The 21,050-nt window shown below is 71.3% G+C and carries 21 protein-coding genes; 9 read left to right on the top strand and 12 right to left on the bottom strand.

Going from position 1 to position 21,050, the window contains the following annotated elements:
* Window positions 1–50 precede the first annotated feature (50 nt).
* From BKK80_RS27285 to BKK80_RS27275, 3 genes are all read right to left on the bottom strand, one after another.
* Entirely contained in the window at window positions 51–1,376 is a 1,326-nt protein-coding gene (locus BKK80_RS27285) for a S1 family peptidase (protein ID WP_071072065.1), read from the bottom strand.
* 385 nt (window positions 1,377–1,761) lie between these two features.
* Complete coding sequence (locus BKK80_RS27280) at window positions 1,762–3,441, bottom strand: bifunctional protein tyrosine phosphatase family protein/NAD(P)/FAD-dependent oxidoreductase (RefSeq protein ID WP_071072063.1); 1,680 nt, start codon at window positions 3,439–3,441, stop codon at window positions 1,762–1,764.
* A 120-nt stretch (window positions 3,442–3,561) separates the two neighbouring features.
* A complete protein-coding gene (locus tag BKK80_RS27275; protein WP_071039974.1) occupies window positions 3,562–4,446 on the bottom strand; it encodes an MBL fold metallo-hydrolase in 885 nt (294 codons plus the stop codon).
* Window positions 4,447–4,761: 315 nt separating this feature from the next.
* Here BKK80_RS27275 and BKK80_RS27270 point away from each other — a divergent pair, with 315 nt between their 5' ends.
* The 7 genes from BKK80_RS27270 to BKK80_RS27245 all read left to right on the top strand — a co-directional run bounded on the left by BKK80_RS27270 (window position 4,762) and on the right by BKK80_RS27245 (window position 10,672).
* Window positions 4,762–6,129 (top strand): sigma-54 interaction domain-containing protein, encoded by a 1,368-nt coding sequence (locus BKK80_RS27270; RefSeq protein ID WP_071039973.1) that lies wholly within the window; start codon window positions 4,762–4,764, stop codon window positions 6,127–6,129.
* 245 nt (window positions 6,130–6,374) lie between these two features.
* Window positions 6,375–6,551: a cytochrome oxidase putative small subunit CydP gene (gene cydP / locus BKK80_RS37125; RefSeq protein ID WP_167366696.1), complete on the top strand. Its 177-nt coding sequence runs from the start codon at window positions 6,375–6,377 to the stop codon at window positions 6,549–6,551.
* Complete coding sequence (locus tag BKK80_RS27265) at window positions 6,548–8,104, top strand: cytochrome ubiquinol oxidase subunit I (protein WP_071020144.1); 1,557 nt, start codon at window positions 6,548–6,550, stop codon at window positions 8,102–8,104. Before cydP ends, BKK80_RS27265 begins: the two co-directional genes overlap by 4 nt.
* Before the next feature lie 10 nt (window positions 8,105–8,114).
* Entirely contained in the window at window positions 8,115–9,257 is a 1,143-nt protein-coding gene (cydB, locus tag BKK80_RS27260; RefSeq protein ID WP_071012623.1) for a cytochrome d ubiquinol oxidase subunit II, read from the top strand.
* Window positions 9,258–9,307: 50 nt separating this feature from the next.
* Entirely contained in the window at window positions 9,308–9,421 is a 114-nt protein-coding gene (cydX, locus tag BKK80_RS27255; RefSeq protein WP_071020146.1) for a cytochrome bd-I oxidase subunit CydX, read from the top strand.
* The gene (locus BKK80_RS27250) at window positions 9,418–9,726 is read left to right on the top strand and encodes a cyd operon YbgE family protein (RefSeq protein ID WP_071039970.1); all 309 of its coding nucleotides are present in this window, start codon (window positions 9,418–9,420) and stop codon (window positions 9,724–9,726) included. Before cydX ends, BKK80_RS27250 begins: the two co-directional genes overlap by 4 nt.
* A 118-nt stretch (window positions 9,727–9,844) precedes the next feature.
* On the top strand, window positions 9,845–10,672 hold the full coding sequence (locus tag BKK80_RS27245) for a sulfite exporter TauE/SafE family protein (RefSeq protein ID WP_071020149.1): 828 nt from the start codon (window positions 9,845–9,847) through the stop codon (window positions 10,670–10,672).
* 55 nt (window positions 10,673–10,727) lie between these two features.
* Here the strand turns inward: BKK80_RS27245 and BKK80_RS27240 are convergent, their stop codons facing one another.
* Complete coding sequence (locus BKK80_RS27240; RefSeq protein ID WP_157903353.1) at window positions 10,728–10,967, bottom strand: hypothetical protein; 240 nt, start codon at window positions 10,965–10,967, stop codon at window positions 10,728–10,730.
* Window positions 10,964–11,467, bottom strand: coding sequence for a hypothetical protein (locus BKK80_RS27235; protein WP_157903352.1), 504 nt, complete (start codon window positions 11,465–11,467; stop codon window positions 10,964–10,966). Before BKK80_RS27235 ends, BKK80_RS27240 begins: the two co-directional genes overlap by 4 nt.
* 381 nt (window positions 11,468–11,848) lie before the next feature.
* On the opposite strand from BKK80_RS27235, the gene msuE reads away from it, so the two are divergent.
* Window positions 11,849–12,415 carry an FMN reductase gene (msuE, locus tag BKK80_RS27230; RefSeq protein ID WP_071020155.1) on the top strand — a complete coding sequence of 189 codons (567 nt, stop codon included), beginning with the start codon at window positions 11,849–11,851 and terminating at the stop codon, window positions 12,413–12,415.
* A 16-nt stretch (window positions 12,416–12,431) separates the two neighbouring features.
* Window positions 12,432–13,640, top strand: coding sequence for an acyl-CoA dehydrogenase family protein (locus tag BKK80_RS27225; protein WP_071072059.1), 1,209 nt, complete (start codon window positions 12,432–12,434; stop codon window positions 13,638–13,640).
* A gap of 239 nt (window positions 13,641–13,879) precedes the next feature.
* Here BKK80_RS27225 and BKK80_RS27220 read toward each other — a convergent pair whose 3' ends face one another.
* The 7 genes from BKK80_RS27220 to BKK80_RS36760 form a co-directional block, all read right to left on the bottom strand.
* Window positions 13,880–14,533 (bottom strand): methionine ABC transporter permease, encoded by a 654-nt coding sequence (locus tag BKK80_RS27220; protein WP_071072057.1) that lies wholly within the window; start codon window positions 14,531–14,533, stop codon window positions 13,880–13,882.
* Window positions 14,514–15,680 (bottom strand): methionine ABC transporter ATP-binding protein, encoded by a 1,167-nt coding sequence (locus BKK80_RS27215; protein WP_084085491.1) that lies wholly within the window; start codon window positions 15,678–15,680, stop codon window positions 14,514–14,516. The genes BKK80_RS27220 and BKK80_RS27215 overlap by 20 nt, the downstream gene beginning before the upstream one ends.
* A 25-nt stretch (window positions 15,681–15,705) precedes the next feature.
* Window positions 15,706–16,548, bottom strand: a complete 843-nt coding sequence (locus tag BKK80_RS27210; protein WP_071072055.1) for a MetQ/NlpA family ABC transporter substrate-binding protein — start codon at window positions 16,546–16,548, stop codon at window positions 15,706–15,708.
* 84 nt (window positions 16,549–16,632) lie between these two features.
* Window positions 16,633–17,994, bottom strand: a complete 1,362-nt coding sequence (locus BKK80_RS27205) for an LLM class flavin-dependent oxidoreductase (RefSeq protein ID WP_071072053.1) — start codon at window positions 17,992–17,994, stop codon at window positions 16,633–16,635.
* Entirely contained in the window at window positions 17,994–19,253 is a 1,260-nt protein-coding gene (locus tag BKK80_RS27200; protein WP_083384524.1) for an SfnB family sulfur acquisition oxidoreductase, read from the bottom strand. Before BKK80_RS27200 ends, BKK80_RS27205 begins: the two co-directional genes overlap by 1 nt.
* A gap of 14 nt (window positions 19,254–19,267) precedes the next feature.
* A complete protein-coding gene (locus BKK80_RS27195; RefSeq protein ID WP_071072051.1) occupies window positions 19,268–20,527 on the bottom strand; it encodes an SfnB family sulfur acquisition oxidoreductase in 1,260 nt (419 codons plus the stop codon).
* Between the two features lie 318 nt (window positions 20,528–20,845).
* A complete protein-coding gene (locus BKK80_RS36760; RefSeq protein WP_157903351.1) occupies window positions 20,846–21,019 on the bottom strand; it encodes a hypothetical protein in 174 nt (57 codons plus the stop codon).
* Window positions 21,020–21,050: the final 31 nt, after the last annotated feature.

The raw sequence follows: 21,050 nt of genomic DNA, 5'->3' as shown, positions 1-21,050 counted from the left end.
ACGGGGCGGGGCAGTGCGATGTCCGGCCGCGCATCCCGGGCGGTCGGCCGTCAGTCAACCCGGTGTTCGACCAGTACCAGGCTCTCGTCCAGGTGGGACCAGCGCGAAGAGTACTGGGCATCGAAGCGCACCACGCGCTTCAGTTCCGGCGCATACCAGGCCACCGCGCTGTAAGGCACCGAACTGGCCGCGCCGCCACCGGTGAAGCCATAGAAGGGACGGGACACGTAGCCCTTGAAGCTGAGACGCAGCACACGGAAGGTGCCGGCCGGCACGGTGAGGGTCGATTCTCCGCCGGCCTCGCCGGTCAGGTCGGTCTGCAGGCCGGTGACGGGCTGCCGGTAGCTGAGCTTCCAGCGCAGGCCAGCGCGCACGTCCTCCGGCACCCATCCGCCCGGCGGCGAGGCCTCGTCGAAATCGCCGCCGGTGGCCGCGGTGATGCGCACCACGCGTCCGTCGCCGCTCTCGACGCGCGCACCCTGGTTGAAGACCACCCGCTCGCCTTCGATGCGGTCCACGCGGTAGGAGACCTCGCGCCGGGCCTTGGTCATCTTGTCGACCAGTTCGTAGCGCCACTGCTCGCCCACGCGCGGCATGCCGTCGGCGGCGGGCGCTGCCGAAGTTGCCTGGGCCGCGGGCGCGGAGGGCGCCGGACGGGCCGCCGGCGCCCCGGCGCGGTACTGGGCCAGCGCGGCGGCGCCGCGTTCGCCCACCATGCCGATCCAGGCGGCCGGTACGGCCCGGAGCGGTGCCTGTCCTCCTTGGCCGGCTTGGCCACCTTGCGCGCCTTGCCCCTGTCCGGCCATCACGCCGATCAGCTTGCCGCTGTCGTCGAACAGGCCGCCGCCGATGGCATTCGGCAGCGCCGCGGTCGATTCGATGCGCACCAGCTTGCCATCCGGGCCGGCCTGCAGGCCGGAGACGGTGCCCTCGACCGCCGTCACGCCGCTGGCATCCGCGCTGGCCACGGCCAGCACACGCTGGCCGAAAGCCGGCGCGGCGCTGGTGCTGACGCTGGCGGCGGGGGCCTGGAAGTTGGCCACGCGCAGCAGGCAGAGGTCACGCTCGATGTCCGGCGCCTCCAGGGTGGCACCGTAGCTGACGTTATCGCGCCGCACCGAGATCGCGCGCGCGCCGGCCAGCACCTGGCAGGCCGTGACAAGCTGCCCGGGCCCGATCACCACGGCCGAGCCCGCGGCGAGCGGCGCCTCGTTCGCCCCGAGCGCGCGCACGGCGTAGACGCTGGCGGAAACCCTGGCGCGCACGGCGGCCAGGTCGGGGCCGGCGGCCTGCGCGACGGCAGGCACGGCCAGCGCCGCCAGGGTGGGCAATGCCAGCAGCGTGGCCAGCGAGGTGGGGCGGAACGGACTTGGCATCGATCGGAGTGCGGGAAAGGAGCGAACGTGCGGCACGGCTGCGGGGAGCGACTGTGGGGAAGGGAAGCGCATCCGACAGGGTGGATGCGAGATGACAGGCCTCAGGGCGATGGCACGGGGGCGCCGCTACGCCGGCGACATGCCGGCGCCTGCGGCGCGGCTGCCGCTGCGCGTGGCGCGCCCTGGCCGGAGCGTGCAGCCGCAACGGCTTCGGCGGCCGCGCTGATGGCGGCCCGGCCCCGGTTTCCCATCCCTTCTCCCTGTCCTGCCGCCCTGCCTCGCGGCGGGGCGGACGATTCTGCTGGTTGGTTTTGGGGACGTATTCTGCCGCCTCGCCCGCGCCAGGACAAGGGCCGCCGGGGCCCACCGGGGCCCCGGATACCGCTCAGGCGCCGACGGCCGGCTGCGCCAGCCATTCACGGCCCTTGAGCATGCCGTCCCAGTAGAGCGGCGGCAGGATGCGCTCCTTGAGCAGCCAGGCGGCGCGGGTGGGGCGGGTCCCGTCGAGCAGCCAGCGCGGCAGGCTGGGGGCGACCTTGCCGCCGTACAGGAACTCGGCCAGCACCACCTTGCCGCGCTCCACCGTCAGCGGGCAGGAACCGTAGCCGTCGTAGCGCGCCTCGCCCTGCGCCTGGCCGCGCAGCGCCAGCACGTTGTGCGCCACCACCGGCGCCTGCTTGCGCGCGGCCGCAGCCGTCTTGGCATTGCTGGTGTTGCCCGCATCGCCCAGGGCGAAGATGTTCTCGTAGCGCGGATGGCGCAGCGTGGCCGGATCGACCTCGACCCAGCCGGCCGCGTCGGCCAGCTGGCTGGCGCGGATGAAGTCCGGTGCCTTCTGCGGCGGCACCACGTGCAGCATGTCGAATTCGCGCGTCACCAGTTCGCTGCCGCCATCCGCCAGCGCACGGCTGAAGGTAGCCTGGCGCGCGGCGCCGTCCACGCTCACCAGGGTCTGGCCGAAGTTGAGATGGATGCCGTAGCGCCCGACATACTCCATCAGCGCGGGCACGTAGTCGGGCACACCGAACAGCACCGCACCGGCGTTACAGAACTGGATATCGACGCGGCCAAGCACGCCGTCGCGCCGCCACTGGTCGGCCGACAGGTACATCGCCTTCTGCGGAGCGCCGGCGCACTTGATCGGCATCGGCGGCTGGGTGAAGACGGCGCGCCCGCCGCCGGCGCCGGATAGCTGCTGCACCAGGCGCCAGGTGTAGGGCGCCAGGTCATAGCGGTAGTTCGAGGTGACGCCGTTGCGGCCTAGTGTCTCGGGCAGGCCCTTGATGCCGGACCAGTCCAGTTTCAGCCCCGGGCAGACCACCAGCTGCCGATACCGCACCACGCGGCAGCCATCCAGCACCACGGCATTGCGCTCCGGCTCGAAGGCCGCCACGGCCGCCTGGATCCAGCGCACGCCGCGCGGCAGCACCGAGCCCATCGCGCGCGCGGTGACCCTTGCCTCGAACACACCGCCGCCGACCAGGGTCCAGCCCGGCTGGTAGTAGTGCACGTCGGCCGGGTCGATGATGGCGACGTCCAGTCCGGGGCTGCGCGCCAGCAGGCTGGCCGCCACGGCCGTGCCGGCGGCGCCGCCGCCGATGATGACGACCTCGTGGCTGGCTTCGTCCACGCGCACCGGCGCCGCGCCGGCGCCATCGCCCAGGCGGGGCGCCAGGCCCTGCAGGTCGCAGCCGGCGGCGGCCGTGCGCGCCAGGATCTCACGCGGTGGCAGCCGTCCGGCCTGCGACAGCGCCCACAGGGTGGCCGAGCGGGTGCCGCTGCGGCAGTAAGCCAGCACCGGTGCGGGCAGTCCGGCCAGCAGCGTGCCGAAGGCACGGCCTTGTTCGTCGTCGATCCGGCCGGGCGCGGCCGGCAGGTAGGACAGCGCGAGCCCGGCGGCCGCGGCAGCGCGCTCGATCTCCTTGACGCCGGGCTGGTCGGGCGCCTCGCCGTCAGGTCGGTTGCAGACGATGGCGCGAAAGCCCTGCGCGGCGATCGCTGCAACGTCGGCGGGCGTGATCTGGTCGGATACGGACAGCGCGTCCGAGAGGGGGCGGATCTTCATGGGAGTCTCCAGTGGGGGCGGCCGGGACCCGGAGGGTGGGGCGGGCAGGCCGAGGGAAGAGCGGGCCTGGCAGGCCGGAGGGCGGCCCCGGCCCGGCTGGCGGCGTCGGCTACAGGACGTTTACAGGACGTTGAGCGGGATCTTCAGGTAGTGCACGCCGTCCGCCTCGGCGGGCGGCAACTGGCCGGCGCGCATATTCACCTGCACCGAGGGCAGGATCAGCGTCGGCATGCCGAGGGTGGCGTCGCGCGCCTGGCGCATGGCGACGAACTCGTCCTCGCTGATGCCGTTGCGCACGTGGACGTTGTGTTCGCGCTGCTCCGCCACGGTGCTGAGGTAGCGCACTTCGCGGCCGCCCGGCTGGTAGTCGTGGCACATATAGAGCCGGGTCTCGGCCGGCAGGCTCAGCACCTTGTTGATGGAGCGGTACAGGGTGCGTGCGTCGCCGCCGGGAAAGTCGCAGCGCGCGGTGCCGTAGTCGGGCATGAAGAGGGTGTCGCCGACGAAGGCGGCGCTTTCGCTGCCATCGCCGACCACATAGGTCATGCAGGCCGGCGTATGGCCGGGCGTGTGCATGGCGCGCGCTTCCAGGCTGCCGATGCGGAACGGCTCGCCGTCTTCGAACAGGTGGTCGAACTGGCTGCCATCGCGGCGGAAAGCGGGCTCGGCATGGAAGACGCGGCCGAATACCTGCTGCACGGTGGTGATGTGGCTGCCGATGGCGATACGGCCGCCAAGCCGCTCACGCAGGTAGGGTGCCGCCGAGAGATGGTCGGCATGCACGTGGGTCTCCAGGATCCACTGCACACCGGCCTCCAGTTCCCGTACGCGCTGGACCAGGCGGTCGGCGCTGGCGGTGCGGGTGCGGCCGGACTTTGGATCGTAGTCCAGCACGCTGTCGACCAGCGCGCACGCGCGCGTGGCCGGGTCCAGCACGAGGTAGCTGATGGTCCAGGTATCGGGGTCGAAAAAGCCCTCGACCTGCATGCGGGAGCGGGTTGGCATCGGTATCTCCTGGTAGGGCGGCGGGGTTCACGCGCCGCCATGTGTGCGAAGCGGCGCCCGGGCGTGTCGATGGCGCCGCGGGCACGGTCTGGCCTGGATTCTCAAGATCCATGCCATCCCACCGGAAGGCTCCACGGGAAAAGCCAAGTCATTGAATTCATGAAGGATCCTGGAGCGCAGCCGGGCCGATGCGCGCACCTGGCCGGTACGGCTCGACGGCACGTGGCAGGCCCCGCGAACTGCCACCACTGCCAGTTTGGCAGTGGTGGCAGCGCCTGCTAGAATGCCTTGTCCTTCGCCCCAGGCTAGCCCCCCATGGCCGATCTCCCGAGCGTCGTCGCCGCCCCTGCCGCCGACGCGCAAGCGCCCGTCGAGGCGCTGATCTCCTATCTCGAGCACGATCCGCAGCCGATGATCGTGCTCGACACCGAGTACAACATCCTGGCCGCCAACACGGCCTACCGGCGCCAGTTCGGCGCGGTCGACCGGCCCTATATCGGCCATAAGTGCTACCGCATCTCGCATCACTACGACATGCCTTGCGACCAGGCCGGCGAGCACTGTCCGATGCGCAAGGCGCGCGAGACCATGGGGCCGAACCGGGTCCTGCATATCCACCACACGCCGCGCGGCCCCGAGCATGTCGATGTCGAACTGCGGCCCATCCTGAACGCCCGGCGCGAAGTGGTGGCGTTCGTCGAGCGCCTGGCCACCGTGCGCAATGCCTCGGCCCAGGCCAGCGCGGACGGCCTGGTCGGACGGGCGCCGGCCTTCAACACCGCGCTGGGCGCGGTGCAGCGCGTGGCACCGTCGATGCTGCCGGTGCTGCTGCTGGGCGAATCGGGCACCGGCAAGGAACTGTTCGCCCACGCCGTGCACGAAGCCAGCGGGCGCGCCGGCGGCCCCTTGGTGGTGGTCGATTGCTCGGGCTTGACAGAGACGCTGTTCGAAAGCGAGCTGTTCGGCTATGAGAAGGGTGCTTTCACCGGCGCGGTGGCACGCAAGAAGGGGCTGGTCGAGACCGCCCAGGGCGGTACGCTGTTCCTCGACGAGATCGGCGACGTGCCGCTGTCGATGCAGGTCAAGCTGCTGCGCCTGATCGAATCGGGCACCTTCCGCCGGGTCGGCAGCGTCGACACCCAGCAGGCCGACTTCCGCCTGGTGGCGGCCACTCACAAGCCGCTCGAGAAGATGGTGGCCGAGGGAGAGTTCCGCCAGGATCTCTACTACCGCATCAGCGCTTTCCCGGTCCACCTGCCGCCGCTGCGCGAACGGCTGGACGATATCCCGCTGCTGGTGGACTCCTTCCTGCAGCGCGGCGGCGCGGGCGGGCGCCGCCTGAGCGTGGACGCGGCCGCCATGGCGCGCCTGCAGGCACACCGCTGGCCCGGCAATATCCGCGAGCTGCGCAATGTGCTGGAGCGCGCCAGGCTGTTTGCCGAAGGCAGCGTGATCGGGGTGGAGGCGCTGCCGCCGGGACTGGGCCTGGCACCGCCGCCCGAACCGGCGGGCAGGGCGGCGCTGACAGCCGCGGTGGCGGCGGCGATCGCTCCGGTGCTGGACGAGGCCGAACTGCGGCGCCAGGTGGCGGCCTTCCGCGGCACGCGGCGCGAACTGGCGGCCGCCCTCGGCCTGTCGGAGCGCACGCTCTACCGGCGCCTCAAGTCCCTCGGCCTGGCCTGAGCGGCAGGGCGCAGGCCACGTGGTCGCGCCTCCGCCGGATCATGGCCGGATCATGGCCGGATCCTTGACGCATCACGGTCGGATCACTGTCAGGCGACTGCCAGCACACTGCCAGACTGCCATCTTCTGCCAGATTGCCAGGGCCGCGCCGACTGGCAAAGTGGCCTTGTGCCGACTAAGCTACTGAATCGATATGACTTTTCGAGAACGTCGCCACTGGCACGCTTCTTGATCAGCTCCATGGCATGACCCCCAACGATCGACGACTGTTGCGCCACCTGCTGCTCGCCGTCGCGGTGAAGATTGCCGTGCTGGCCTTGCTCTGGTGGTGTTTCGTGGCCGACCAGCGGGTTGCCGTGGATGCCCGGCGCGCCGCCGACCGCCTGGGTCCGCCCCCAACAGCACAAGGAGCACAGCCGTGATCTCGGAGCACCTGGTCGACCTGTCCCGGTTGCAGTTCGCCGCCACCGCCATGTACCACTTCCTGTTCGTGCCGCTCACCCTGGGCATGGTCTGGCTGCTGGTCATCATGGAGAGCGTCTATGTGATGACCGGCAAGGTCATCTGGAAGGACATGACGCGCTTCTGGGGCAAGCTGTTCGGCATCAACTTCGCGCTCGGCGTCACCACCGGCATCACGCTCGAGTTCCAGTTCGGCACCAACTGGGCCTATTACTCCCACTACGTCGGCGACATCTTCGGCGCTCCGCTGGCCATCGAGGGCCTGATGGCCTTCTTCCTCGAATCCACCTTCATCGGCCTGTTCTTCTTCGGCTGGGACCGCCTCTCGCGCACCCAGCACCTGCTGGTCACCACCCTGATGGCGGTCGGCACCAACCTCTCCGCCCTGTGGATCCTGATCGCCAACGGCTGGATGCAGAATCCGGTCGGCGCCGCCTTCAACTGGCAGACCATGCGCATGGAGATGACCGACTTCTGGGCCGTGGTGTTCAACCCCGTGGCCCAGGCCAAGTTCGTGCACACGGTCTCGGCCGGCTACGTCACCGGCGCCATGTTCGTGCTGTCGGTCTCCAGCTGGTACCTGCTGCGCGGGCGCGACCTCGAGTTCGCCCGGCGCAGCTTCCGCGTGGCGGCAGCCTTCGGCCTGGCCAGCGTGTGCTCGGTGATCGTGCTCGGCGACGAGTCCGGCTACACCGTGGGCGAGGCCCAGCAGACCAAGATGGCCGCCATCGAGGCCATGTGGGAGACCGAGCCGGCGCCGGCCAGCTTCAACCTGGTGGCCGGCATCAACGAGGCCGCGCAGAAGAACGACTGGGCCATCGAGATCCCCTGGGTGATGGGCCTGATCGGCACGCGCTCGGTGACCAAGGAGATCCCGGGCATCCATGACATCAAGGTGCGCAACCGCGAGCGCATCCGCAACGGCATCCCGGCCGTGCTGGCGCTGGAGGCGCTGCGCGCCAACCCGGACGACGCCAGCGCGCGCCAGACCCTGGCAAGCCACCAGCAGGACCTGGGCTTCGGCCTGCTGCTGCGGAAATACACCACCGACGTGCGCCAGGCCACCCCGGCCATGATCGAGCAGGCGGTCAACGACACCGTGCCGCGCGTGTGGCCGATGTTCTGGGGCTTCCGCATCATGGTGGGCCTGGGCTTCCTGATGCTGGCGCTGTTCGGCCTGGCCTTCTGGACCACGCTGCGCCCGCAGCGGCTGGCGCCGCGCTGGCTGCTGCGCTGGGCGCTGTGCATGCTGCCCGCGCCCTGGATCGCCATCGAGCTGGGCTGGATCGTGGCCGAGTACGGGCGCCAGCCGTGGACCATCTACGGCGTGCTGCCCACCCACCTGAGCGTGTCCACGCTGAGCGTGCAGAGCCTGTACGGCTCGCTGGCCGGCTTCCTCGGCTTCTACACGCTGCTGCTGGTCGTCGAGGTCTACCTGATGGTGAAGTTCGCCCGCCAGGGCCCGGGCAGCCTCGGCACCGGCCGCTACCAGTTCGAGCCGAGCCACGCCTGAGGAGACCGCCATGCTTGACTATCCAACCCTGAAAATCATCTGGTGGCTGCTGGTGGGCGTGCTGTTGATCGGCTTCGCCATCATGGACGGCCACGACATGGGCGTGGGCACGCTGCTGCCCTTCGTCGGCCGCAGCGACGACGAGCGCCGCGTCATCATCAACACCGTGGGCCCGCACTGGGACGGCAACCAGGTCTGGTTCATCACCGGCGGCGGCGCCATCTTCGCCGCCTGGCCGCTGGTCTACGCCACCGCCTTCAGCGGCTTCTACTGGGCCATGCTGGCAGTGCTGTGGGCGCTGTTCTTCCGCCCGGTGGGCTTCGACTACCGCAGCAAGATCCACCATCCCACCTGGCGCAGCGCCTGGGACTGGGGCCTGTTCGTGGGCGGCGCGGTGCCCCCGCTGATCTTCGGCGTGGCCTTCGGCAACCTGCTGCAGGGCGTGCCCTTCCAGTTCGATGCCTTCATGGTCTCCACCTACACCGGCACCTTCTGGCAGCTGCTCAACCCCTTCGCGCTGCTGTGCGGGGTACTGTCCAGCGCCATGATCACCATGCACGGCGGCATCTACCTGGCGCACCGCACCGAGGGCGAGGTGCAGCGCCGCGCCCGGCGCGCCGCCGCCTGGGCCGCGCTGGTGGCGGTGCTGGCCTTCCTGGCCGCCGGCGCCTGGCTGCGCTGGGGCGGCATCGACGGCTACGCCATCACCTCGGCCATCGATCCGGCCGCGCCGTCCAACCCGATGGCCAAGACCGTGGCGCGCAGCGCCGGGGCCTGGTGGGCCAACTACGGCAAGGTGCCGGCGCTGTGGCTGCTGCCCGCGCTGGGCGTGGCCGGCGCACTGGCCGGAGCCGCGCTGTCCGGGGCAGGGCGCACGCTGCTGGCCTTCGTCGCCTCGGCGCTGTCGCTGGCGGGCATCATCGGCACCGCCGGAGCGGCCATGTTCCCCTTCGTGATGCCGTCCTCCAGCCTGCCGCAGGCCAGCCTGACGATCTGGGACTGCGTGTCCAGCCACTTCACGCTGGGCCTGATGTTCTGGGTGGCGCTGATCTTCGTGCCCATCGTGGTCAGCTACACCGGCTGGGCCTACCGCGTGATGCGCGGCAAGGTCACCGCCGAGCATATCCGCGCCAACGAGCATTCGGCCTACTGAGCCGGGCCGGCATCTCCCGCAGCATCTCCCACAGACAGGAGGAAACGACGATGTGGTACTTCAGCTGGGTTCTGGGCGTCGGCTTCGCCGTGCTGCTGGCCGTGCTCAACGCGATGTGGGGCGAAGCCAGCGACGCCCGCATGCGGAGCGAGGACGAGCGGTGAACAGTGACGGCCGCGAGCATCACGATGGCGAGCAAAGCCCCGCCGGGCAGGCGCGGCTGCATCTGGCCTGCCTGGGCGCGGCGCTGCTGCTGATGGTGGGTGCCACCGTCTATCCGCAGGCGATGTCCAACGCGGCCGGCCAGGCCGACCACGGCATCGCGGCGCTGATGTTCTGGGCCATGAGCGCGGGCTTCGTGCGCGGCGTCGGCTTCCTGCCGCGCTTCTGGTTGTGGCGCTGGCTGTTTTCGGGCTGGGCCTGCGCGCTCGCGCTGGCCCTGGCCGTGGCACTGCGCCTGGCGGGCTGAGCCGCGCCGGCGCGAGGCTGCGCCGCGGCGCAGCCAAGACGACATGCACTGGCAGGATCGGCGCCATCACAGACGGCCGACCGGACCAGGAAATAAGACAAAAGGAAGTGAGAGAACCATGGGAAGTAGTGCGATCCTGGGCGGCGTGGTCGGCCTGATCCTGGCATTGACTGGCGCCGGCGGTGCCATCCTGGCCGTGCCCCTGCTGCTGTTCGTGCTGCACCTGGGCGTGGCCGAGGCGGGCCCGATCGCCTTGCTCGCGGTCGGCGTGTCGGCGGCGGTGGGCGCCGCCATCGGGCTGCGCGCCGGCATCGTGCGCTACCGTGCGGCGGCGCTGATGGCGGCCGCCGGCGTGGTCTTCTCACCGCTGGGCCTGTGGCTGGCGCACAAGCTGCCGAGCGGCCCGCTGACCCTGATCTTTGCCGCCGTGCTGGCCTATGTCTCGGTGCGCATGTACCGCCAGGCCACCGCGCCGGCCGGGCAGGGGGCACCGCAGCCGGCCTTCAGCGGCCCGCCCCAGCCCTGCCAGCTCGACACGCAGAGCGGCCGCTTCGTCTGGACCGCCGCCTGCACGCGCGCGCTGGCCGCCTCGGGCGTGGGCGCGGGCTTCCTGTCCGGCCTGCTCGGCGTCGGCGGCGGCTTCGTCATCGTGCCGGCGCTGCGGCGCGCCACCAATGCACCGATGCACGCCATCGTGGCCACCTCGCTGGCGGTCATCACCCTGGTGTCGACCTCGGGCGTGGTGTCCACCGCCATTGCCGGCCGCATGAACTGGCCGGTTGCCATTCCCTTCGCCGGCGGCGCCATCGCCGGCATGCTGGGCGGGCGCCTGGTCTCCAAGCGCATCAGCGGCCCGCGCCTGCAGCAGGGCTTTGCCGTGATCGCCGGCCTGGTGGCGCTGGGCATGGTGGCCAAGGCGCTGCTGGCCGGCGGCTGGCACGGCTGAGCGCGGTCCTGGCGATGATGTCCAGCCGGACCTCGGCCGCCCCGCCTAAGATGGTCTAGGTGCAGCTGTGAAGGAGCGCCGGCAGCAAGGTGTCGGCCACGGCGGCATTGCCCTCCGGATCGAGACCTGGCGCGGCGTCGGCTGCCGCCGGCGGGCCGCGCCAGCGCGGCGCCTGTTCGCCCGGCATCTCCACGACCAGGATCTCCACGCCCGGCCTCGCCACGGCCAGTTCGCCGATGGCCTGCCTGGGCCGGCTCTCGCGCGGCTTCAGGATGGAGGACTGCGGGCCCGTCACGGGCGGCAATCCTGCCGGCGCTGTGCTTCCTGCAAGGCGCGCCGTCCGCGCTGCAGGGCCTCGCGACGCTCCGCATTCCTGGTGCGCTGCGCGGCCGCATCGTGATCACGCAGGCGCCGCGCGAGGCGCTGGCAAGCTTCGTGGCGCCTTTGCTCCGCCAGCTCCAGGCTGCGGCTTTGCTGCGCCAGCCATGCCTGTTCCTGCCGCTGCTGGCGCTCGCGCTCCGCCAGGAAGGCCTCCTCCTGGGCCCGCTGCGCCGGGCTCTTGCCGAGCACCGACAGCGTGCCGCCCGGGGCGGTCGTGATCTCGACATGGCCGGGCGGGCATGGCCCGAACTGATACAGGATGCGGGCGCCGTCGCGACATTTGGTGGCCACGGCGCCCTGCGCCGCCGCGCCGGCGGACAACCCCAGCAGCCACAGCAGCAGCTGCGGCAGCAACGCGGCGGCACAGCAGAGAGGGACGGGGAAGGGGAGAGGGACGGGGAAAGGGACGCGCATGGGCGAGGATCTCCGGGCGGTGGCTGAGGAAAGCGGTCAAAGAACACGGCTGCCGCAGGCGGCGGACGAAGGCGGCCCGGACTGGCATCCAAGCTTAGCCCGCGATCGCGGCCGGCAACGTTTCCGGCTGTGACGTCGAGCGGCAGCCGGGCCGCCTGCCGCATGGCGATATGCGCCGGCCGCGTCTATGCATAGTCGAAATGCGTCCTTCGGTGCGCGCCGGCCCTGCGCTATCGTTTTGTCATCGCCAGCGGCCGGCCGTTGCTCTTGCTGTGACTGATGCCGTCGCTGCTGCCGCTGTTCCCGGGCCGCACCCGCCAGCGAGGCGCCGCGCACCCTCCGGGAAATGCCCTCATCCTGATCCGACCGGAGAATCTCCCCATGGCCGTCCAGCTCAACGTGGTTGCCGTCAACGGCAGCGCCCAACAACCGTCGCGCACGCTCGCTCTGCTGCAGGCACTGATCGCCGAACTGCAGGGCCGCCTGCTGCTGCGCAGCCATATCGTCAACCTGGGCGAGATCGCCCGTCCGCTCGGCGGCGCGCTGTCGCGCCAGGAACTGCCGGAGAGCGTCGAGCGCGAGCTGCGCGCGATCGAAAGCGCCGACCTGCTGCTGGTGGCGGCACCGGTCTACCGGGGCTCCTATCCGGGGCACTTCAAGCACCTGTTCGACCTGGTCGGCCAGGAGGCGCTGGTGGACAAGCCGGTGCTGCTCGCCGCCACCGGCGGCAGCGACCGCCATGCCCTGGTGCTGGAGCACCAGCTGCGCCCCCTGTTCGGCTTCCTGCAGGCGCTGACGCTGCCGATCGGCGTCTTCGCGGGGCCGGCCGACTTCGAGAGCTACCAGGTCAGCAGCGCGGCGCTGGCGGCACGCATCCGCCTGGCCGCCGACCGCGCCGCGCCGCTGTTCCCCGCCAGCCGCCAGGTCGCCCTGCAGCATGCCGCCTGACGGGAGCGTGAGCACGATGACCGCACACCCTCCCGCCAGCGAGGCGCTGGCCGAACGCTTCCGTCCGATCTTCGCCCGCATCGCGGCGCGGGCCGCGCAGCGCGAGCAGGAACGCGAGCTGGCCCATGACGCCGTCACCTGGCTGCGCGAGGCCGGCTTCGGCGCCTTGCGCGTGGCGCCGGCCCTGGGCGGCCTGGGCGCCTCGGTCGAGCAACTGTTCGCGCTGCTGGTCGAACTGGGCGAGGCCGATTCCAACCTGCCGCAGATCCTGCGCGCCCACTTCGGCTTCATCGAGCGCCTGTATGCCGAGGTGCCGGCTGCGCAGCGCGAACGCTGGCTGCGCCTGGCCGGACAGGGCGCGATCTTCGGCAATGCCACCACCGAGCGTGGCGAGGGCGCGCTGGGCCGCCACCGCACCGCGCTGACGCGCGACGGCGCCGGCTGGCGCCTGGATGGCGAGAAGTTCTACAGCACGGGCACCCTGTATGCCGACTGGATCGTGGTGGTGGCCAGCCGGCCCGGTGACAGCGATCCGGTCTACGCCGTGGTTCCGGCCGACGCACCGGGCGTGGAGCGGGTCGACGACTGGCGTGGCTTCGGCCAGCGCCTGACCGGCTCCGGCACCACGCGCCTGCGCGGCGTGCCCGTCGCGGACGAGCAGGTACTGGCGATTCCGCGCCAGGCGCCGACCTCGATGACCGCCTACTTCCAGCTCTGCCACCTGGCCACGCTGGCAGGCATCGCCCGCGCCATCGAGCGCGACGCGGCCGCCTTCGTGCGGGCCCGCACGCGCGTCTACAGCCACGGCAGCGCCGCCACCGCGGCGCAGGACCCGCTGGTGCAGCAGGTGGTCGGCCAGATCGGCGCGGCCGCCTACCTCAGCGCGGCGGCAACCGCCGACCTGGCGCGCGGCCTGGGCGACATCGACCGCCTGCGCGAGCAAGGCGTGCCGGTGCCGGGCGAACGCCTCGACGAACTCGAACTGCGCGTGGCCAGGGCCCAGGTCGGCGTCACCGAGCTGGTACTGTCGGCGGCCACCCGGCTGTTCGACATCGGCGGCGCCTCGGCACTGGACGAGGACCGGCGCCTCGACCGGCACTGGCGCAACGCGCGCACGCTGGCCTCGCACAATCCGGTCATCTACAAGGCGCGCGCCCTGGGCGACAACCTGATCAACGGGTCCGCGCCGACCTACTACTGGTCGGTCGGCGTCAAGGCTGCCTGAGGGCTGCCTGAGAGCTGCCTGAGGGCTGCCTGAGCGCGAGCGGCCTGAGCGCGGCAGCCCCGGGGCCCAGCCTGCGCGACCATTCCGGAGCGGCAGCGGAAGGCGGGGCCTTTGCCCCGCCTTCCGCCGCGCCATCTGCGAACTGCGCCGCCTCCGTATCCGTAGTATCCGTCCCGACGCTGCCCGGCCCGTTCCGGCCGCTACGTTACGGCGAGCCGATCGGCCTGGCGATCGGCCTGTCAGCGTGCCCGCAGATAGCGCACCCAGCGGTCCCCGGCCCACTGGACCAGGCTGACCAGGCCGATCAGCAGCACGATCACCACCGCCATCACCGTGGTGTCGAAGCGCTGGTAGCCGTAACGGATGGCGATGTCGCCCAGGCCGCCGGCGCCCACCGCACCGGCCATGGCCGAGGCGCCGATCAGCGACACCACCGTGATCACGAAGCCGCCGACGATGCCCGGCAAGGCTTCCGGCAGCAGCACATGCCAGACGATGTGCCAGCGGCTGCAGCCCATGGCCTGCGCCGCCTCCACCAGGCCGCGGTCGACCTCGCGCAGGCTGATCTCCGCGATGCGGGCAAAGAAGGGCGTGGCGCTGACGGCGAGCGGCACCACCGCGGCCCACACACCGATGGTGGCGCCGACCACCAGCCGGGTGAAAGGCAGCAGCGCCACCAGCAGCACCAGGAAGGGGGTGGCGCGGAAGCCGTTGACCACGCTGCCCAGTGCACGATGCAGGCGCGGCGCGGCCAGCACGCCGCCGGGCGCGCTCAGCACCAGCACCAGGGCCAGGGGAATGCCGGCGGCCACGGCCACCAGGGCCGAGGCACCGACCATGGTGAGGGTGTCGAACAAGCCTTGCCAGATGCGTTCAATCGTAAGCGGGGACATAGCCGAGGACCTTGGCGTGGGTGGGAGAGGGGGCGGCAAAGACGGGCGGCAGCGCGATGCCGGACGGCACCGCCACCAGCAGCCGTCCCTGCGTGCGGGCCTGGATGCGATCGAGCCCGGCGTGGAGCAGGCGCGCACGGCCGCCCAGTGCGCTGGCGATGCGGGCCAGGTCGGGTGCGGCGGCCGGCAGGTCGGACTCCGACGCCCCGCCGGCGTAGCGCAGCTCCACCAGTTGCTCGTAGCGGCCTGAGGCCGGCGGCTCGGCCCGCAGCAGCAGGGCCAGGTCCTCCGGCAGCGCGGATTCCAGCGGCCGCAGCAAGGCGCGCGTGGCTGCATGGCGCGGCGTGCCGAACACCTGCCACACCGCCCCCTGCTCGGCGACGCGGCCTCCCTCCAGCACCAGCACGCGGTCGCAGATGTCGCGGATCACGCGCATCTCGTGCGTGATCAGCACGATGGTCAGGCCGAAGCGGCGATTGATATCGCGCAACAGCGCCAGGATCGACTGCGTGGTTTCGGGGTCGAGCGCCGAGGTGGCTTCGTCGCACAGCAGGATCTCCGGGCGATGCACCAGTGCCCGCGCGATGCCGACGCGCTGCTTCTGCCCGCCCGACAGGCGGCCAGGATAGCTGTCTTCCTTGCCGGCCAGCCCGACCAGCCCCAGCAGTTCGCCGACGCGGCGCTCGATCTCGGCGCGCGGCACGCCGGCGACCTTGAGCGGCAGCGCCACGTTCTCGCGCACCGTCTTGGCCGACAACAGGTTGAAGTGCTGGAAGATCATGCCGATGCGCCGGCGCAGCCGCACCAGGCCGGCGGCGTCGAGGCCGGCGATGTCCGCGCCGTCGACCAGCACGCGGCCGCGGCTGGGCTGCTCCAGCCGGTTGATGGTGCGCAGCAGGCTCGACTTGCCGGCCCCGCTGCGGCCGATGATGCCGAAGATGCTGCCGGCCGGGATCTCGGCGTCGACGTCCTGCAGAGCATGGACCGCGCCGGCCCCCGCCTGGTAGACCTTGCCCACGCCCTGGAAGGCGATGGTGCCGGCAGCGCGGCGGTCCGCCGCCGCTTCGATGGCTGCCTGCGGACGCGCGGCTTCACCGCGCGGGATGCCGGCGATGCCGCGCCGTTCGATTGCGCTTGCGTTGCTCATGACACGTGGCTCATGGCGTCGGCTGTCAGGGCTTCAGCCAGGGCAGGCTGTAGAGCTTGTCGTCGTCGGCATAGGAGGCGCTGAGCTGCTTGCGCACCGCGGGCGACGACTGGTAGAGCTTGACGAAGCGTGCGATGCGCGGATCGGCGGCATTGTCCTGGCGGCTGACGAAGCGGATGGCGAAGTAGGCGTCGTCCACGCCCGAGTAGAGCAGGGCAGAGCCGGCGATCTTCGCCTTGCCGGCATTGACGAAGTGGGCCGGATAGCCCTGTGCCAGGTCGACGTCGTCGAGCGCGCGTACCAGTTGCGGCCCTTCGATCTCGACGAACTTGAGTTGCTTCGGGTTGGCCGTCACGTCATCCAGCCCGCCGCGCGCGCCGACGCCGGCGCGCAAGGTGATCAGGCCGGCCTTCTGCAGCAGGAGCAGGCCGCGCCCTTGGTTGACGGGATCGCTGGCGACACCGACGCGCGCGCCCGGCTTGAGCTGGTCGAAGCGCTGGATACGGCTGGAGTAGAGGCCGATATTGGGCAGCACGCCGATGCCGACGCTGCGGAAGGCGTAGCCGCGCTCCTTGACGGCATTGTCGAGAAAGGCCTGGTGCTGGAAGTAGTTGAGATCGAGATCGCCCGAGGCCAGCGCCACGTTGGGCGTGGTCCAGTCGGTGAACTCGATCACCTTGACATCCAGGCCCTTCTTGCGGGCCTCGGCCGCGGCCACCTCGACCGAGTCGGCCAGGGCGCCCGGCGTGACGCCGATCTTCAGCGGCCCCGCCTGGGCGCCACGGGCGCCGGAGAGCGGCGCCAGCGCCGCCACGGCAGCGAGCAGCAGGGCGGGGAGGGAGCACAACAGTCGTCGTTTCTGGTTCATGATGCGGAGTCTGCAAGCAAGGAAAAGGGGAAAGAATCGCCGGCGCCCGAAGCGCCCGAAGCGCCTGTAGCGCCGGGGGCCGGCTCAGCCCGGCGGCACACGGAAGGCGGCGGCCGCATGCCGCGCCGGCAGGCGGTCGCCGGCGCCGAACAGCTTCTGGCGCAGGCTGCCTTCCCCGTAGGCGGTCTTGTAGCGGCCGCGCTCCTGCAGGGCCGGCACCACCAGCTCGACGAAGTCGGCATAACTCTCCGGCACCACCGTGCGGCTCAGGTTGAAGCCATCGATCCCCGTCTCGTCGATCCAGGACACCAGTTCGTCGGCCACCTGGCCGGGATCGCCGACGATGGCCGGATAGCGCCCGCCCAGTTCGAACAGTTGCAGCAGCTTGCGCCGGGTCCAGCCGTGCTGCTGGGCGGTGCGGGTGGCCGATTCGATGGCGTTGCCGCCGCCATAGTCGACCGGTGCATCGAGGTCGTAGCGGCCGAAGTCCACGCCGGTGCTGGCGGCGAAATGCGCCAGTCCGGCCTCGCGGCTGGCGTAGTCCTTGTACTCGGCATGCTTCTGGCGCGCTTCGGCCTCGGTGCGGGCGGTGACCACCGCGGTGCCCATGAAGACCTTGACGTCGTCAGGCCGCCGGCCTGCCGCCACCAGCTGTTCGCGCAGGGTCTTGACGGTCTGGCGCGCAGCCTCCTTGGTGGGCGGCGAAATGAAGACGCACTCGGCATGGCGTGCGGCGAAGCGCTGCCCGCGCCCGGAACTGCCGGCCTGGAACAGCACCGGCGTGCGCTGCGGCGAGGGCTCCGCCAGGTGGTAGCCCTCGACCTGGTAGTAGCGGCCGGCATGGCGCACCTTATGCACCCGCGCCGGGTCGGCGAACACGCGCGCCGCCTTGTCGCGCCACACGGCACCGTCCTCCCAGCTGCCTTCCCACAGCTTGTACAGGACTTCCAGATACTCGTCGGCACGGTCGTAGCGCTCGTCGTGGGCGATCTGGCCGTCCAGGCCCATGGCCCGCGCGGCGCTGTCGAGATAGCCGGTGACGATGTTCCAGCCGACGCGGCCGCCGCTCAGGTGGTCCAGCGTGGAGAAGCGGCGCGCCAGCAGGTAGGGCGCCTCGTAGGTGAGATTGACGGTGACGCCGAAACCCAGGTGTTGCGTGACCGCGGCCATGGCCGAAACCAGCAGCAGGGGATCGTTGACCGGGAGCTGGATCGATTCGCGCAGCGTCACGTCGACATTGCCCTGGTAGACGTCGTAGACGCCGACGATGTCGGCGAGGAAGAGGCCGTCGAACAGGCCGCGCTCCAGGATACGGGCCTGCTCGGTCCAGTAGGACAGGGTGTGATAGTCGAGCGAGCGGTCGCGCGGATGGGTCCACAGGCCGTGGTTGATGTGGCCCACGCAGTTCATGTTGAAGGCGTTGAGCAGGATAGGCTTGGCGGCCATCACAGGGCTCCGTGCCGGGGCGGGTTCCGGTCGTTCAGGTAGAAGTTCCCCACCGCGTGGTATTTCCAGCGCACCGGATCATGCAGGGTATGGGTGCGCGCGTTGCGCCAGAAACGGTCCAGCCCGAGATGGTCCAGCGTGGCACCGGTGCCACCCAGTTCGAACAGCTTGCTGCCGGCCAGCAGCGAAGCGGTGGTGGTCAGCGCGCGCGCTTCGGCCACCGCCACCGATGCGTTGGCCACGCTGTCGGCGTCCGGCCCGCGCTGGGTGGCATCGACGATGCGCCCGGCCCGGTGCAGCAGCGCTTCCGCCGCGCGCAGGCGCACTGCCACGTCGCCCACCTGCTGGATCGCCAGCGGATCGTCGGCGGCACGCTCGACGCCGGCATCGACCCAGGGCCGGGCGTGCTCGCGCACGAATTCCAGCGTGGCGGCGAAAGCCCCACGCCCGATGCCCAGATCGATGGCCGCGTGCAACAGCTGCGCCACCGGGCCGATGGTGGTCGGCGTGTCGAAAGATGCCTGGAACGGCACCACCCAATCCGCCTCCACGTGCACATGCTCGAAGCTGACCGAGCCGCTGCCGGTGACGCGCTGCCCGAAGCCGTCCCAGTCGTCGACGATGGTGACGCCGGGCGCGCGGCGGGGCACGAAGGCCAGGTAGCTGACCTCGCGCCCGTCTTCCTGCGCGACCACCAGGGTGGGGATCCAGTGCGCGTACAGCGCGCCGGTGCAGTAGAACTTCTTGCCGTCGATCCGCCAGCCGCTGCCCTCGCGGCTCAGCCGCGTGCGGCGCTTGAAGTCCTTGTGGCCGATCTCGGCGAGCGCGTTGCCGAAACGTTCGCCGGCCAGCGCGCGGGCGAAGAAGAAGCGCTTCTGCGCCTCGCTGCCGCCCACGCGCAGCACTTCCAGCGCATAGAAGTGGTTCTGCGGGATCTGGCCCAGCGAGCCGTCGGCGGCGGCGATGGTGGCGACCACCTGGGCCAGCGTGACATTGGACACGCCGGCACCGCCGTACTCGCGCGGCACCGTGATGCCCCACAGGCCGCTGGCGCTGAAGTCGTCGAGCTCGGCCCACGGCAGCCGCCGCTCGCGATCACGCGCAGCGGCTTCGGGCGCGAAGCGGGCCGCCAGCGCCTGGGCGACGGCCAGCGCCTCGGTGTCGTCGCGGATCAAGCGGGCCAGCGGGGCCGGGGGCGCCGCCGGCGCGGGCCGGCTGGCACCGGCGGCCTCCGGCAGGGGTTGGGATAGCAGGGACATGGCAGGGCTCCGGCTCAGTTCCAGGAGTGGCGCGCGGGCAGCACGCCGTTCAGGTGGTAGTTGCCGATCAACTGGGTCTTCCAGCGCACCGGATCGTGCAGCGTATGGGTGCGCGCATTGCGCCAGTGGCGGTCGAGGTTGTAAGCGGCGCGCGTGGCCGAGGAACCGGCCAGCTCGAACAGTTTCTGGCTGGCCTCCAGCGCGACCTCGGTGGTCAGCACCTTGGCCTCCGCCACCGCCACCGAGGCGCGCGCGCTGGCCGCGGCGTCGAGCGGGCCGGCGGCAATGGCGTCGAGCGTGCGGCCGGCGTCCAGCAGGACCTCGCGCGCGGCGTGCACATCGATCTGCAAGCGCCCCACGTCCTGGATGATGTAGGGGTCGTCGGCGGCGCGCGCCAGGCCCGAATCCATCCAGGGACGCGCGCGTTCGCGCACGAAAGCGATGGCGTCGGCCAGCGCGGCCTCGGCGATGCCCTGGTCGATGGCGGCCTGGATCAGTTGCGAATTGGGGCCGTAGAGACCGGGCTGCTCGGCGAGCTGCCACAGCGGCAGCACGTCGTCGGGGGACACGGGCACGTCGTCGAACACCACCGTGCCGCTGGCGGTGGTGCGCTGGCCGAAGGAAGACCAGTCATCGATGACGCTGAGCCCGCGCACCTCGCGCGGCGACCAGACCTGCACCGCGCGGCCGGCTTCGTCGAGCGCGCGGGCCGGCACCCGGTGGGCGAACAACGCGCCGGTGGAGTAGAAGCGGCGCCCGCTCAGGCGCAGGCCGTGCTCGGTGCGCACCAGGCGCGTGGTGCCGTGCAGGACGGTGGGGCTGTCGGCCGAGCGCCGTTCGGGGCCGGCATTGCCCAGCCGCGCGCCGGCCAGTATCTCGCCGTAGAAACGGCGCTTCTGCGCTTCGCTGCCGATCTCGCGCAGCACGCCCAGCAGGCCGAAATGGTTCTGCGGGATCTGGCCCAGCGCCGGGTCGGCGGCGCACAGGATGACGAAGACCTCCGCCAGCGTGGCGTAGGACACCTCGGCGCCACCGTGCGCGCGCGGCACGGTGATGCCGCCTAGGCCGCTTTCCGACCACAGGTCGAGTTCCTGCCACGGCAGGCGGCGCTCGCGGTCACGCTCGGCGGCGCCGGCGGCAAAGACCGCGGCAAGTTCGTGGGCGCGCTGCAGGGCCTCGGCGTCATCGGCGATGCGGCGCACGCGGTGAGGTTCGGGGAGCCGTGCCGGCGGCACGGGAATGGCATGGGTCGGGAAATCGGACAAGGTTGTCATGGCAGTCGCGGTTCGATCATGGCCGGCGGACCGGCCTGGCTGCCTTGGGGCCCGGTGGGAACCAGCCCGGGGCGAACGCCCGGCGGCGCCTGCCGCTGCCGGAGGGTGTTGCCGCAGCGGCTTGCGGTGCTTGCTGGAGGCCCGCAGCCATGCTGGCATTGCAGCATGGCAAGGGTGGCGCTTCCCACGAATATTTGCGTAGATGCTTACTCGGTCCGGCGCGCATCGACACCCTGCGTCACCGCGCAGCATCGACGCGCATCGCTGCGCGGCAGGTGAGTAAGGTGAATGAGATGAACGCGCGCGACCCTGCGGGCATCAGCGCAGCGGCGGCTCCGCGGCGGCGTCTTCCGCGTCGCCGCCGCGCTGGGGCGGCGGGCGCGACGCCTTGCGCGCACTGGCGGATCCCGGTGGATAGAGCGGATGGCTGAGGGCGGCGTAGACGACCAAGCCGGCGCCGATGGCGGTGATCCAATCGAGCAGGTCTTTCATGGCGGGGCTCCGAGGGCAGGCCAGGCGCTGC

Source organism: Cupriavidus malaysiensis, assembly GCF_001854325.1.
Taxonomy (GTDB): Bacteria; Pseudomonadota; Gammaproteobacteria; order Burkholderiales; family Burkholderiaceae; genus Cupriavidus; species Cupriavidus malaysiensis.
The sequence above is the reverse complement of the archived record's forward strand: the minus strand, read 5'-3'. Positions and strand labels throughout refer to the sequence as shown.